This window comes from Pseudomonas sp. GL_117 (assembly GCF_057835125.1).
In genome coordinates, this window is sequence record NZ_CM174418.1 from 2,601,160 (window position 1) to 2,614,496 (window position 13,337).

The 13,337-nt window shown below is 60.3% G+C and carries 13 protein-coding genes; 11 read left to right on the forward strand and 2 right to left on the reverse strand.

The window, feature by feature from the left end:
* Positions 1-9 precede the first annotated feature (9 nt).
* The 9 genes from iolD (at position 10) to AC3ISR_RS11720 (ending at position 10,683) form a co-directional block, all read left to right on the forward strand.
* Positions 10-1,941 (forward strand): 3D-(3,5/4)-trihydroxycyclohexane-1,2-dione acylhydrolase (decyclizing), encoded by a 1,932-nt coding sequence (iolD, locus tag AC3ISR_RS11680; protein WP_192299741.1) that lies wholly within the window; start codon positions 10-12, stop codon positions 1,939-1,941.
* A 19-nt stretch (positions 1,942-1,960) separates the two neighbouring features.
* The gene (gene iolG / locus AC3ISR_RS11685) at positions 1,961-2,971 is read left to right on the forward strand and encodes a bifunctional inositol 2-dehydrogenase/D-chiro-inositol 1-dehydrogenase (RefSeq protein WP_463983987.1); all 1,011 of its coding nucleotides are present in this window, start codon (positions 1,961-1,963) and stop codon (positions 2,969-2,971) included.
* A gap of 158 nt (positions 2,972-3,129) precedes the next feature.
* A complete protein-coding gene (locus AC3ISR_RS11690; RefSeq protein ID WP_463983986.1) occupies positions 3,130-4,158 on the forward strand; it encodes a Gfo/Idh/MocA family protein in 1,029 nt (342 codons plus the stop codon).
* Positions 4,159-4,286: 128 nt separating this feature from the next.
* Positions 4,287-4,463: a hypothetical protein gene (locus AC3ISR_RS11695; RefSeq protein ID WP_192299738.1), complete on the forward strand. Its 177-nt coding sequence runs from the start codon at positions 4,287-4,289 to the stop codon at positions 4,461-4,463.
* A gap of 48 nt (positions 4,464-4,511) precedes the next feature.
* Positions 4,512-5,441, forward strand: coding sequence for a sugar ABC transporter substrate-binding protein (locus AC3ISR_RS11700; protein ID WP_226457191.1), 930 nt, complete (start codon positions 4,512-4,514; stop codon positions 5,439-5,441).
* 56 nt (positions 5,442-5,497) lie between these two features.
* Positions 5,498-7,051, forward strand: a complete 1,554-nt coding sequence (locus tag AC3ISR_RS11705; protein WP_192299737.1) for a sugar ABC transporter ATP-binding protein — start codon at positions 5,498-5,500, stop codon at positions 7,049-7,051.
* 27 nt (positions 7,052-7,078) lie between these two features.
* Positions 7,079-8,101, forward strand: coding sequence for an ABC transporter permease (locus tag AC3ISR_RS11710; RefSeq protein ID WP_192299736.1), 1,023 nt, complete (start codon positions 7,079-7,081; stop codon positions 8,099-8,101).
* A 412-nt stretch (positions 8,102-8,513) separates the two neighbouring features.
* Positions 8,514-8,918 (forward strand): TraR/DksA family transcriptional regulator, encoded by a 405-nt coding sequence (locus AC3ISR_RS11715; protein WP_010564800.1) that lies wholly within the window; start codon positions 8,514-8,516, stop codon positions 8,916-8,918.
* A 544-nt stretch (positions 8,919-9,462) separates the two neighbouring features.
* The gene (locus AC3ISR_RS11720; RefSeq protein ID WP_442962227.1) at positions 9,463-10,683 is read left to right on the forward strand and encodes a methyl-accepting chemotaxis protein; all 1,221 of its coding nucleotides are present in this window, start codon (positions 9,463-9,465) and stop codon (positions 10,681-10,683) included.
* A gap of 28 nt (positions 10,684-10,711) precedes the next feature.
* Here AC3ISR_RS11720 and AC3ISR_RS11725 read toward each other — a convergent pair whose 3' ends face one another.
* Positions 10,712-10,942 carry a hypothetical protein gene (locus AC3ISR_RS11725; RefSeq protein WP_192299734.1) on the reverse strand — a complete coding sequence of 77 codons (231 nt, stop codon included), beginning with the start codon at positions 10,940-10,942 and terminating at the stop codon, positions 10,712-10,714.
* A gap of 111 nt (positions 10,943-11,053) precedes the next feature.
* Entirely contained in the window at positions 11,054-11,323 is a 270-nt protein-coding gene (locus AC3ISR_RS11730; protein ID WP_192299733.1) for a hypothetical protein, read from the reverse strand.
* Positions 11,324-11,739: 416 nt separating this feature from the next.
* On the opposite strand from AC3ISR_RS11730, the gene AC3ISR_RS11735 reads away from it, so the two are divergent.
* Together AC3ISR_RS11735 and AC3ISR_RS11740 are read left to right on the forward strand one after the other, a co-directional pair.
* On the forward strand, positions 11,740-12,189 hold the full coding sequence (locus tag AC3ISR_RS11735) for a hypothetical protein (RefSeq protein WP_064452050.1): 450 nt from the start codon (positions 11,740-11,742) through the stop codon (positions 12,187-12,189).
* 131 nt (positions 12,190-12,320) lie between these two features.
* Complete coding sequence (locus tag AC3ISR_RS11740; protein WP_192299732.1) at positions 12,321-13,337, forward strand: ABC transporter substrate-binding protein; 1,017 nt, start codon at positions 12,321-12,323, stop codon at positions 13,335-13,337.

Genomic DNA, 13,337 nt, shown 5'->3' on the forward strand with positions numbered 1-13,337 from the left:
GGGCGCGACATGACCACAACCCGACTGACCATGGCCCAGGCCCTGGTGAAGTTCCTGGACAACCAATACATCGAAGTCGATGGCGTAGAGAGCAAGTTTGTCGCCGGTGTGTTCACCATTTTCGGCCACGGCAACGTGCTGGGCCTCGGCCAGGCGCTGGAGCAGGACAGCGGCGACCTGGTGGTGCACCAGGGCCGCAACGAGCAGGGCATGGCCCATGCCGCCATCGGTTTTGCCAAGCAGCACCTGCGGCGCAAGATCTACGCGTGCACCGCGTCGGTCGGCCCCGGCGCGGCGAATATGCTGACCGCCGCTGCCACTGCCACGGCCAACCGCATCCCGCTGCTGTTGTTGCCCGGCGATGTCTACGCCAGCCGCCAGCCTGACCCGGTGTTGCAACAGATCGAACAGTTCCATGACCTGAGCATCAGCACCAACGACGCGTTCCGTTCCGTGAGCAAATACTGGGACCGCATCAACCGCCCCGAGCAATTGATGACGGCGGCGATCCACGCCATGCGCGTGCTCACCGACCCCGCCGAAACCGGCGCGGTGACCCTGGCGCTGCCCCAGGATGTGCAGGCCGAAGCCTGGGACTATCCCGACTATTTCCTGCAAAAACGCGTGCACCGTATCGACCGTCGCCCGGCCACCCCGGCAATGATCGGCGATGCACTGGCCGCGTTCCGTGGCAAGCGCAAGCCGCTGATTATCTGCGGCGGCGGGGTCAAGTACTCCGGCGCGAATGCTGCGTTGCAGGCGTTCGCCGAGCGCTTCGGGATTCCGTTTGCCGAAACCCAGGCGGGCAAGAGTGCGGTGGTTTCCAGCCACCCGCTGAACGTTGGCGGCATTGGCGAAACCGGTTGCCTGGCGGCCAACCTGCTGGCACCGCAGGCCGACCTGATCATCGGCATCGGCACGCGTTATACCGACTTCACCACCTCGTCCAAATCGCTGTTCAAGCATGCCGATGTCAAGTTCCTCAACCTCAACATCAGCCCGTGCGATGTGTTGAAACTCGACGCGGTGCAAGTGCTGGGCGATGCGCAACTGGCCCTTGAAGCCTTGGCGGATGCGTTGGGCGATTACCGCAGCGGCTGGGGCGAACAGGTGCGCGAGGCCAAGGCGCAGCTCGACGCCGAAGTCGAGCGCGTGCATCAGGTGGAATACAGCGGCGACGGCTTCGTGCCCGAAGTCGACGACCACCTCGACCGCGCCGTGCTGCGTGAATTCATCGAGCTGACCGGCTCGTGCCTGACCCAGAGCCGCGTGCTCGGTGTACTCAACCAGACCCTGGCCGACGACGCGATCATCGTCGCCGCTGCCGGCAGCCTGCCCGGCGACTTGCAACGCGCCTGGCGCAGCAAGGGCGTCAACACCTACCACGTCGAATATGGCTATTCGTGCATGGGCTACGAGATCAACGCCGCGCTGGGGGTGAAACTCGCCGAGCCGAGCAAGGAGGTGTATGCGTTGGTCGGCGACGGCTCCTACATGATGCTGCACTCGGAGCTGGCCACCTCGATCCAGGAGCGGCGCAAGATCAACGTGGTGCTGCTGGACAACATGGCCTTTGGTTGCATCAACAACTTGCAGATCGGCAATGGCATGGACAGCTTCGGCACCGAGTTCCGCTACCGCAACCCCGAGAGCGGCAAGCTCGACGGCGGCCTGGTGCCGGTGGACTTTGCCATGAGCGCGGCGGCCTATGGCTGCAAGACCTACAAGGTCAGCACCGTGGCGCAACTTGAAGCGGCGCTGGCCGATGCGCGTACGCAAACGGTGTCGACGCTGATCGACATCAAGGTGCTGCCCAAAACCATGGTGCACGGCTACCTGTCGTGGTGGCGGGTCGGCGTGGCGCAGGTGTCGACCAGCGAACGCACGAATGCCGCTGCAAAGAAACTCAATGAACAGCTGGCGAAGGCCCGGCAGTACTAATAACAAGAGGAGTTTTTACATGTCGTTGAAGCTTGGAGTCATCGGTACTGGGGCCATTGGCCGGGACCATATCCGTCGTTGCAGCCAGACCCTGCTCAACAGCCAGGTGGTGGCGGTGACCGACATCAATCTCGAGCAGGCCGCCAAGGTGGTGGCCGATTTGAAGCTGGACGCCGAGGTGTACCCCGACGGCCACGCGCTGATCAACTCGCCGCAGGTCGAGGCGGTGCTTGTCACGTCCTGGGGCCCGAGCCACGAGGAATTCGTGCTCGCCGCCATCGCCGCCGGCAAGCCGGTGTTCTGCGAAAAACCCCTGGCAGTCACTGCTGCCGGCTGCCGCAAGATCGTCGACGCCGAAGTCGCCTACGGCAAGCGCCTGGTGCAAGTCGGGTTCATGCGTCCGTATGACGAAGGCTATCGCGCACTCAAGGCGGTGATCGACAGCGGCCAGATCGGCGAGCCGCTGATGCTGCACTGCGCGCACCGCAACCCGACAGTGGGCGAGAACTACAAGACCGACATGGCGATCACCGACACCCTGATCCACGAATTGGATGTGTTGCGCTGGTTGCTCAACGACGACTACGTGTCGGTGCAAGTGGTGTTCCCGCGCAAGTCGAGCAAGGCCCTCGCGCACCTGCGCGACCCGCAGATCGTGCTGCTGGAAACCGCCAAGGGCACGCGTATCGATGTGGAAGTGTTTGTGAACTGCCAATACGGCTACGACATCCAGTGCGAAGTGGTGGGGGAGACCGGCATTGCCAAGCTGCCGGAGCCGTCCCAGGTGCAGCTGCGCAGTGAAGCGAAGTTGTCCAATGCGATCCTGATGGACTGGAAGGATCGGTTTATCGGTGCATACGACGTGGAATTGCAGGCGTTCATCGACAGCGTGCGCGCCGGCCAGGTCGGCGGGCCGTCGGCGTGGGATGGCTTTGCGGCGGCGGTGGCGGCGGATGCGTGTATCGAAGCGCAGAGCAGTGAGCAGATTGTGAAAGTCAGCTTGCCGGATCGTCCGCGCTTCTACGGCTAACCCCAACCCCAAAGGTGGAATGCAGTCAAAAATGTGGGAGCGGGCTTGCTCGCGAATGCGGTGTCTCAGATACAGAATTTTGGCTGACACACCGCATTCGCGAGCAAGCCCGCTCCCACATTTAGATTAGGTTTTCACTTTGAAAAAGGAGTGTTTGCATGCGAATCGGACTAGTGGGCTACGGCCACGGAGGGCGCTTTTTTCATGCGCCGCTGATTGCAACCTTGCCCGGCGCCACGTTTGTCGGCGTCGTCACACGCTCCCCCGAGCGCCGCCAGCAGTTGGCGAGTGATCATCCCGGCCTCAAGGCGTTTGACTCCATCGGCCAGATTGTCGAAGCCGGCGTCGACACCCTGGTCATCTCCACCACCCTCAAGGGCCGCCCGGCGCTGGTGCTGGAAGCCATCGAGCACGGGCTGACGGTGGTCAGCGACAAACCCTTCGCCGCCAACACCGAACAGGCCCAGGCGCTGATCACCGCCGCCGAGCGCCATGGGGTGAAGCTCAGCGTTTATCAGAACCGACGCTGGGACTCGGACTACCTGACCCTGCGCAAACTGATCGACGCCGGTGCCCTGGGCACCATTACCCGCTTTGAATCCCGCGTGGAACGCTACGCCCCCCACGCCGTCGGCAATGCCAGCGGCGGCGGTTGGTTGCGTGACCTCGGCAGCCATCTGGTGGACCAGGCGCTGCAACTGTTCGGCCCGGTGGATCGGGTGTTTGCGCAATTGCAGTTCAGCCACGAACACCCGACCGTCGATCACGGCTTCTTTGTGTCCCTGACCCATGCCAACGGGGTGATTTCCCATTTGTGGGGCAGCGCTCTGCAAAACAGCCAGGCCCCGCGTTTTCGCGTGAGTGGCACCCTCGGTTGCTACACCGTCGAAGGGCTGGATGGCCAGGAGGCGGCGCTGTTGGCCGGCAAATCGCCGAAGACCGAAGGCGAGCACTGGGGCGCCGAAGAACATCGGCGCTGGGGCTGGTTCGAACAAGGCGAGGAGCGCGAGCGGGTGCCATCGGAGAAGGGCTGCTGGACGCAGTTCTATCGCCAGTTGCAACGTGCCGTGGACAGCCAGGAAGCACTGCCGGTGGACGTCTATGACGCGCTGGAAACCACCCGTATATTGGACGCCGCACGCCTTAGCGCGGGGCGTCAGCAGGTGGTTTCAACAAAAATAGAATAAAATTCTAAAACAGGTTGATATGGAAATTATTTTCCAATAAAGTCTTTTCCAGGTTGCATAAAGTACGTCTTGGGCTCGACCCCGGCGACTCAACAAAAACAAGATCAAAAACAACCAGGTACCGTCAGATGAAAATCTTCAACGCTGTACTGCGAGTTTTACGCCCAGCCTCCACGCCACGCGGTCTGCCCCGCGCCCGGCCGTTCTACTTCTCTTTCCTCAATGTGTTGTGCGTCGAAAACCAAGGCGCGCTGGTGTGCTGCATTCCAGGTGCACCCGTCGTCCGGCTGCCTGCCGAGCTCTGATAAACGCAACGTCCAAAAAACCAACAAGAAAGTGGAGACAGACCGTTCATGAAGACCCCGATCCGTTTTACCGCGCTAGCCCTGTCGCTGTTGCTGGCCAGTGGTGCTGCTTCGGCTGCCGATCTCAAGATAGGTGTGAGTATGTCCGCCTTCGACGACACCTTTCTTACCTACCTGCGCGAAGACATGGACAAACAAGCCAAGTCCTACCCAAAGGGTGACGGCGTGCAACTGCAGTTTGAAGATGCCCGCGCCGATGTGGTGAAGCAACTTAGTCAGGTCGAGAACTTTATCAGCCAAAAAGTCGATGCAATCATCGTTAACCCGGTTGATACAGCCTCGACTGCGAACATTATCAAGGCTGCCACTGCGGCGAAAATCCCGCTGGTATTCGTCAACCGTCGCCCTGACAGCGCAACATTGGCCCCCGGCGTAGCGGCGGTAACCTCCGACGACGTCGAGGCGGGCAAGCTGCAAATGCAGTACATCGCGGAGAAGCTCGACGGCAAAGGCAATATTGTGATCCTGCTGGGTGACTTGGCGAATAACTCCACTTCCAACCGTACCAAAGGAGTGAAGGAAGTCCTGGCCAAATACCCTGGCATCAAGATCGAACAGGAGCAGACCGGGATATGGCTGCGTGACAAGGGCATGACCCTGGTCAACGATTGGCTGACCCAAGGGCGCGACTTCCAGGCGGTGCTCTCGAACAACGACGAGATGGCGATTGGTGCTTCCATGGCCCTGAAGTCGGCAGGTAAGAAAGGCGTGCTGATCGCCGGTGTCGATGGCACGCCGGATGGTTTGAATGCGATCACTAAGGGTGACATGACTGTGTCGGCTTTCCAGGATGCCAAGGGCCAAGCGGACAAGTCGGTTGAGACAGCGCGCAAGATGGCTAAGAACGAGCCTATCGAGCAGAACGTGGTGATCCCGTTCCAGCTGATCACCCCCGAAAACGTCAAAGACTTCAAATAACAACAATAAGCCAGCAGGGCAGCTGTGCGGTTGCCCTGCCGATGGAGTACCTCCCTATGCTTGCTCAAGCCACTCTCTCGCAGCCTCCCGGTATCCAGCCAGTAGAACTGGAAGAACCCTACCTGTTGGAAATCAGCAATATCAGCAAAGGCTTTCCCGGCGTCGTGGCCCTGGCCGATGTGCAACTGCGAGTGCGCCCGGGTACGGTGCTGGCGCTGATGGGCGAGAACGGTGCGGGCAAGTCGACGCTGATGAAAATCATCGCCGGCATCTACCAGCCCGACGCCGGGGAAATCCGCCTGCGCGGCAAGCCGATTGTGTTTGAAACCCCACTGGCGGCACAAAAGGCCGGGATCGCGATGATCCACCAGGAGCTCAACCTGATGCCGCACATGAGCATCGCCGAGAACATCTGGATCGGCCGCGAGCAGCTCAACGGCCTGCACATGGTCAACCACCGCGAAATGCACCGCTGCACCGCCGAGTTGCTGGCACGCCTGCGCATCAACCTGGACCCGGAAGAACACGTCGGCAACCTGAGTATCGCCGAGCGGCAGATGGTCGAGATTGCCAAGGCGGTGTCCTACGACTCTGACATCCTGATCATGGATGAACCGACTTCGGCCATTACCGACAAGGAAGTGGCCCACCTGTTTTCGATCATTGCCGACCTCAAGGCCCAGGGCAAAGGCATCGTCTACATCACGCACAAAATGAACGAAGTGTTTGCCATCGCCGACGAAGTGGCCGTGTTTCGCGACGGCCATTACATCGGCCTGCAACGCGCCGACAGCATGAACAGCGACAGCCTGATCTCGATGATGGTCGGCCGTGAGCTGAGTCAGTTGTTCCCGGTGCGCGAGACGCCCATCGGTGCGCTGCTGATGTCTGTGCGCGAGCTGAGCCTGGATGGCGTGTTCAAAGACGTTTCGTTCGACCTGCACGCCGGTGAAATCCTCGGCATCGCCGGGTTGATGGGCTCGGGCCGCACCAATGTGGCGGAAACCATTTTTGGCATCACCCCCAGCAGCAGCGGCCAGATCACCCTCGACGGCAAGGCGGTGCGCATTACCGACCCGCACATGGCGATCGAGAAGGGCTTTGCGCTGTTGACCGAGGACCGCAAGCTCAGCGGCCTGTTCCCGTGCCTGTCGGTGCTGGAGAACATGGAGATGGCCGTGCTGCCGCACTATAGCGGCAACGGATTTATCCAGCAGAAAGCCCTGCGTGCGCTGTGCGAAGACATGTGCAAGAAGCTGCGGGTGAAAACCCCGTCCCTTGAACAGTGCATCGACACCTTGTCCGGTGGCAACCAGCAAAAAGCCTTGCTCGCGCGCTGGTTGATGACCAATCCACGCTTGCTGATCCTCGATGAGCCGACCCGTGGCATCGATGTGGGCGCCAAGGCCGAGATCTACCGTTTGATTTCCTTCCTCGCCAGCGAAGGCATGGCGGTGATCATGATCTCCTCGGAGCTGCCCGAAGTGCTGGGCATGAGCGACCGGGTGATGGTGATGCACGAGGGCGAACTGATGGGCACCCTGGATCGGTCCGAGGCGACCCAGGAAAAAGTCATGCAGCTGGCTTCCGGTATGACCGTAGTCCACTGACGTACAGAATAAAAAAGGTGATGGGTTATGAACGCAATAACGGATAACAAACCGGCCACTGTGCCGACCAAGACACGCCGGCGCATGCCGACCGAGCTGAGCATCTTCCTGGTGCTGATCGGTATCGGCCTGGTGTTTGAACTGTTCGGCTGGATCGTGCGTGACCAGAGCTTCCTGATGAACTCCCAGCGCCTGGTGCTGATGATCCTGCAAGTGTCGATCATTGGTCTGCTGGCGATTGGCGTGACCCAGGTGATCATTACCACGGGTATCGACCTGTCATCCGGTTCGGTGTTGGCGCTGTCGGCGATGATCGCCGCCAGTTTGGCGCAAACTTCAGACTTTTCACGGGCAGTGTTTCCAAGTCTCACGGATTTGCCGGTGTGGATCCCGGTGGCGATGGGGCTGGGCGTAGGGCTGCTGGCGGGGGCGATCAACGGCAGCATCATCGCCGTGACCGGTATCCCGCCGTTCATTGCCACTCTGGGCATGATGGTGTCGGCCCGTGGGCTGGCGCGCTACTACACCGAAGGCCAGCCGGTGAGCATGCTCTCGGACTCGTACACGGCCATCGGCCATGGTGCGATGCCGGTGATCATCTTCCTGGTGGTTGCGGTGATCTTCCATATCGCCCTGCGTTACACCAAGTACGGCAAGTACACCTACGCCATCGGCGGCAACATGCAGGCGGCGCGGACTTCGGGGATCAACGTCAAGCGTCATCTGGTCATCGTCTACAGCATCGCCGGCCTGCTGGCGGGCCTGGCCGGTGTGGTTGCCTCGGCACGTGCGGCGACGGGGCAGGCCGGGATGGGCATGTCCTATGAACTGGACGCGATTGCCGCCGCCGTGATCGGCGGCACCAGCCTGGCGGGCGGGGTAGGGCGCATTACCGGCACGGTGATCGGCGCGCTGATCCTGGGCGTGATGGCCAGCGGGTTTACTTTTGTCGGTGTGGATGCGTACATCCAGGACATCATCAAGGGGCTGATCATCGTGGTGGCCGTGGTGATCGACCAATACCGCAACAAGCGCAAGCTCAAACGCTGACCTGGATGCAGGGTTAAATGGGGGAGCGGGCTTGCTCGCGAATGCGGTGTCTCAGTACAGAATGTACCGGCTGACACGCCGCTTTCGCGAGCAAGCCCGCTCCCACATGGGGTCTATCGCTGATCCGTTCCAACCGTTTGTCTTCTATATAGCTCCACAACACTGAATTTCTTGCTATAAACGCACTCCGATAACCAATCGCCAAGCCCGTCCTGGTGCTTTTAGGGGTTATCTCGGAAAAATTGCCTGTCTTTTCAGTTGCTGCGCCCTCAAGTCGGCCTTAGACTGCCGCCCCTCGTAAATTGAGTGCCGGGTGGCGCTTGAAATGGACGGCGCCCTTCCGAGACCTGCAGAGGTCGGCCGGAACGCTCCCTTATTCGCCTTAATGCACGTATTTTTTATAGAGAAATCAATGACAAAGGAAAAGTTGCTGGCCATGCCGGCGGATGACTACATGAATGCCGAACAGCACGCTTTTTTTGAGCAATTGCTGCAAGACATGAAAGTGGAACACCACGAGCGCATTGAACAGAACCGTATCGCCATTGAAAGCCTGGACACCCCGGCCGATCCGGCCGACGCCGCTTCGGTCGAAGAAGAGCGTACCTGGCTGGTGAACGCCATCGACCGCGACCAGCGCATGCTGCCGCAACTCGAACGCGCGTTGGAACGCATCAAGGAAGACTCCTTTGGCTGGTGTGACGACAGCGGCGAGCCTATCGGCCTCAAGCGCCTGCTGATCAGCCCGACCACCAAGTACTGCATCGAAGCGCAAGAGCGCCACGAGCAGATTGACAAGCACCAGCGCCAAGCCTGATGCGCTGAAGCTGGGGGGCGCGCCTGCGTCCCTCCAGGCGATACCCGTTACGCCCCGTCTATTGATCTGCTGCAACGCACCCCACTAAAGGCCCATGGATAATGGCCTGATAGTGGCGTCTAATGCAGTGACAATAATGACAAGCAGTGGGGTGACGAAGATGGCTGGAGACGGATCTCTGATGGGCGCAGCAGTACCACCGCAGACGGTGGTGCGCGGGCTGCCCGGTTGGCTGACGCCGCTCTTGCAGAGCACCGCCCTGGTGCTGGTCCTGCTGGGCCTGGCGTTTGCCGGCCTGTCGATATACCTCTGCCTGCCGCTGGCCTTGCTGGTGATCTGGCTGCCTCGCCTGAAAACCCGCACGCCTGCGGTCGCACCTTTCACGGACAGCGACGCCATCGGTGAGCTCACGCGTGACCTGTCCCACACCACCAGCCATAACGCGCTGTCTGCCGCCGGCGTGGCCTATGCGGTCAAGCAACTGGCTGCGCGCCTGCAATCGCAGTTAAGTGCGGCCAAGCAGATCGTCAGCAGCGCCGAAGTGATGATCGGCACGGAGCAGGTCACCTCACAGCTCAGCCGTCAGGCGCTCGGTGCAGCCAGCCAGGCCCATCAACGCAGCACCGAAGGGCGTGAGGTGTTGGCGCAGTCGATCACGCGCATGCATCAGCTCAGCGACCGGGCAAACGCCAGTCGCGAGTTGATCGAAGCGTTGAGCCAGCGCAGCGAGGAAATCCAGCGAGTGACGTTGGTGATTCAGTCCATCGCCAGCCAGACCAACCTGTTGGCCTTGAATGCGGCCATTGAAGCCGCGCGTGCCGGCGAGCATGGGCGCGGGTTTGCCGTGGTTGCCGATGAAGTGCGCGGGCTGGCCGGGCGGACCGCCACCGCGACCGATGAGGTCGGGGTGATGGTCGCCGATATTCAACAACGTACCGCCCAGGTGGTGGAGCAGATTCGCCAACTGTCGACCGACCTCAATACGGGTGTGGAGCAGGTCGAGCATGCCGGTGAACAGCTGTCGAGCATCGCCAGCCTGGCGGCGGATGTGGAAGGGCAGGTCAATGAGATCGCCCAGGGCACCGACACCAACCGTGCCCAGTTGGACAGCCTGTTCCATGCCGTGGAACAAATGCGCAGCGACCTGACCGTGAGTGACCAGCAAACCCGTCAGCTGGCCGACGCCGCCGTACAGATGGAAGGCCAGGCCGAAATCATCAGTGAGCGCTTGGCCGAGGTCGGGCTGGATGACTATCACCAGCGCGTCTACGACCTGGCCCGTGAAGGCGCCAGCCGCATTGCCGCGCAGTTCGAGGCCGATGTGGAGCAAAACCGCATCAGCCTGGACGACCTGTTCGACCGCAGTTACACGCTGATCCCGAATACCCATCCGAGTAAGTACCACACGCGGTTTGACGGTTATACCGATCAGGTGTTGCCGGGGATTCAGGAGGCGTTGTTGCCGCGTCACGAGGGGTTGGTCTTCGCTATAGCCTGCACGCCCCAGGGCTATGTGCCGACGCACAACAAGGCGTTTTCCCAGGCCTTGACCGGGGATGCCCAGGTGGATGCGGTGCAGAACCGCACCAAGCGCAAGTTTGACGACCGCACCGGGATTCGCTGTGGCAGCCACCAGCAAGCGGTGCTGCTACAGACGTATACCCGCGATACCGGCGAATTGATGCATGACTTGTCAGTGCCGATCATGGTCAAGGGCCGGCACTGGGGTGGGTTGCGGCTGGGCTACAGGCCGGAAGGCGTGTAGGCGCGGGGAGGGGGCCGTCGAGCGGGGTTCAGGAGGTCAATGCCCCTGAATCGACGGCAGTCTTGAGGGCCAGGGCGGATTCTTTGCCCGCGACGGCGGCAGCTTCTGCAGTCTTGAACCAGCGGTCCTTTTCCACCTGATGCGTGGTGACCGTTTTCAGCGGCGGCTTGGCGCGCATCACGATGACCGCCTGGAATTCTCCGTCTACTTCCCTCGCATCGCCATGGATGAAAAACTCGCCAATATCAAATTCCGTCACGTATAGCCTTCCCTTCAAGGTAACTGCACAGATGAGACCTGACCCGCAGAGGGGCAAACTTCAATCGACGGGCCAGTATGGCAGTTGTTGGTGGGTGGCGGCGCGGTAAAGTCATCCTGGTGACGAAACGAGGCCACCCTGTTGCAGTGTGGCTTCCAGTTCCTTGGCCAGTTGGCAGGCCTTGATATGGTCGCTGCGAAACCCCAGCACACGGCCGCTGGTGACTTCGCGGATATGAAAGAAGTTACGCCCCGCCGGCACAACTTGGTAAAGAACCGAATTCGAGTACCCGTATAGGCCTTGCACGCAGTAGTATTGGCGCTCGTCATGCAGTGTCGAGCGAGTGTGGCAAGACGTAGCATCGTGTTGACGTCGTTGCATGGTCAGCTCCTGTCGATCGATTGTGTTGATGCAGCTGCAGTGTTTCGGGTGGTTTTGACCCGTGTTGCTGTTTTAGTATTGTCGTCGGCGAACGATGTCTGGTTCCGCACCTGGTTGTTTTGTTTAAGGTGGGCTGTCGGAAACCGCGTTTTTTATTTGGGTTATTCTCTGAAGCGGTGCGGTCTCTATTCTCGAGCCGTCAAACCTGTGATCTGCTGTGATACATGGTGTCCTCGCCCGAGGTTCATTGGGTACGTCTGTACCAGCCGTATGGCTCAGCAGCGGGATCTTCTTCAGTTTTTCAATGAATGTGTTGTGTGATCGTGCCGTAACGGCCGGATTTTTGTGCTGCCCGCTGTGGCGGTCAGCACTTCTTTTGATGTGGGGGCGTTTCCTTGGCAGTCAGTAATCTGGATATGCACGCGTTATTCGTGCTGGGTGATTTACGCGCAAAGTTGGTCAAGCAGTTTCAATCGCGTTTTGTTTACATCACTGAACAAACGCCGGAAGGTATTTACATCGCCGAAATCGATACCGAAACCGCATTGGTTGTCGATGACAAACCGCGCCTGGAACTCAAGGTCGGCGACCATTTTCGTGCGGCCGTGCTGCCCAGCCGTGAAGGCGGCAAGTTTGAATTGAAGTTCCGCGACATTAAGTTGACGGTATATGGCCTGGGCGATTACGCCTTTGTTTCGTCGGCTGAAGGCCAGGGCATCGTGTTCAAGGAAGGCCATAGCGTCATGCTGGTGTTTGCCGCCAATGAACAATTGCAGGAAGGCCTGACCAAAACCCTCAAGGCCGTGACCGGCAAGGCCGCCAAGTGGCGCAAGGGTGAACTGGTGACCTTCAAGGCCAGCGAGTAGTTTGTAAACGCAATGTGTAATCCGTTTCTCCCGGAACCTCTACTACAGTTGAGTTGACTTAACTATTCAGAGGCTTCGCGCGTTGGCAGCAAAGCCCTCCGCTATGGCTGCTAAACATGAGGTGCGAAGGCATGAAAGGATTGAGATCGCTGTTGGCCGTGTCGCTGGCGACACTGGGCCTGTCAGTTGCAGCATTGCCGGTGTCGGCGGCCCAGGCGCCGATTCATTTCGCCGACCTGAACTGGGAGAGCGGCAGCCTGATCACCGAAGTGCTTCGGGTTATTGTCGAGAAGGGCTATGACTTGCCTACCGACACCTTGCCCGGCACCACCATTACCCTGGAAACCGCACTGGCCAAGAACGACATCCAGGTGATCGGCGAAGAGTGGGCCGGTCGCAGCCCGGTGTGGGTCAAGGCCGAGGCCGAAGGCAAGGTGGTGGGCCTGGGCGATACGGTCAAGGGCGCCACCGAAGGCTGGTGGGTGCCGGAATACGTGGTCAAGGGCGACGCCGCCAAAGGCCTCAAGCCCCTGGCACCGGACCTCAAGCGCGTGCAGGACCTGGCGCGCTACAAGGACGTGTTCAAGGACCCGGAGTCTCCCGGCAAGGGGCGCTTCCTCAACAGCCCGATCGGCTGGACGTCCGAGGTGGTCAATGCACAGAAGCTCAAGGCCTACGGGCTCAGCGACAGCTACGTGAACTTCCGCAGTGGCTCAGGCGCGGCGCTGGACGCCGAGATTGCTTCGTCGATCCGCCGGGGCAAGCCGGTGCTGTTCTACTATTGGTCGCCGACGCCGTTGATGGGGCGCTACAAGTTGATCCAGTTGGAAGAACCGCCATTTGATGCCGAGGCATGGAAGACGCTGACGGATGCGGACAATCCCGAGCCGAAACCGACACGGTCGTTGGCGTCCAAGCTGAGTATTGGCGTGTCGACGCCGTTCCAGAAAGAGCATCCGCAGATTGCCGCGTTTTTCACCAAAGTCGAGTTTCCCATCGGGCCACTCAATCAGGCGCTGGCGAAAATGAGCGAAAACCACACGCCTGCACGGGACGTGGCCCAGGCGTTCCTCAAGGAGCACCCTGAGGTGTGGAAGGCGTGGTTGACCGAAGAGGTGGCGCAGAAGGTCGAGGCAAGCCTGAAGTAA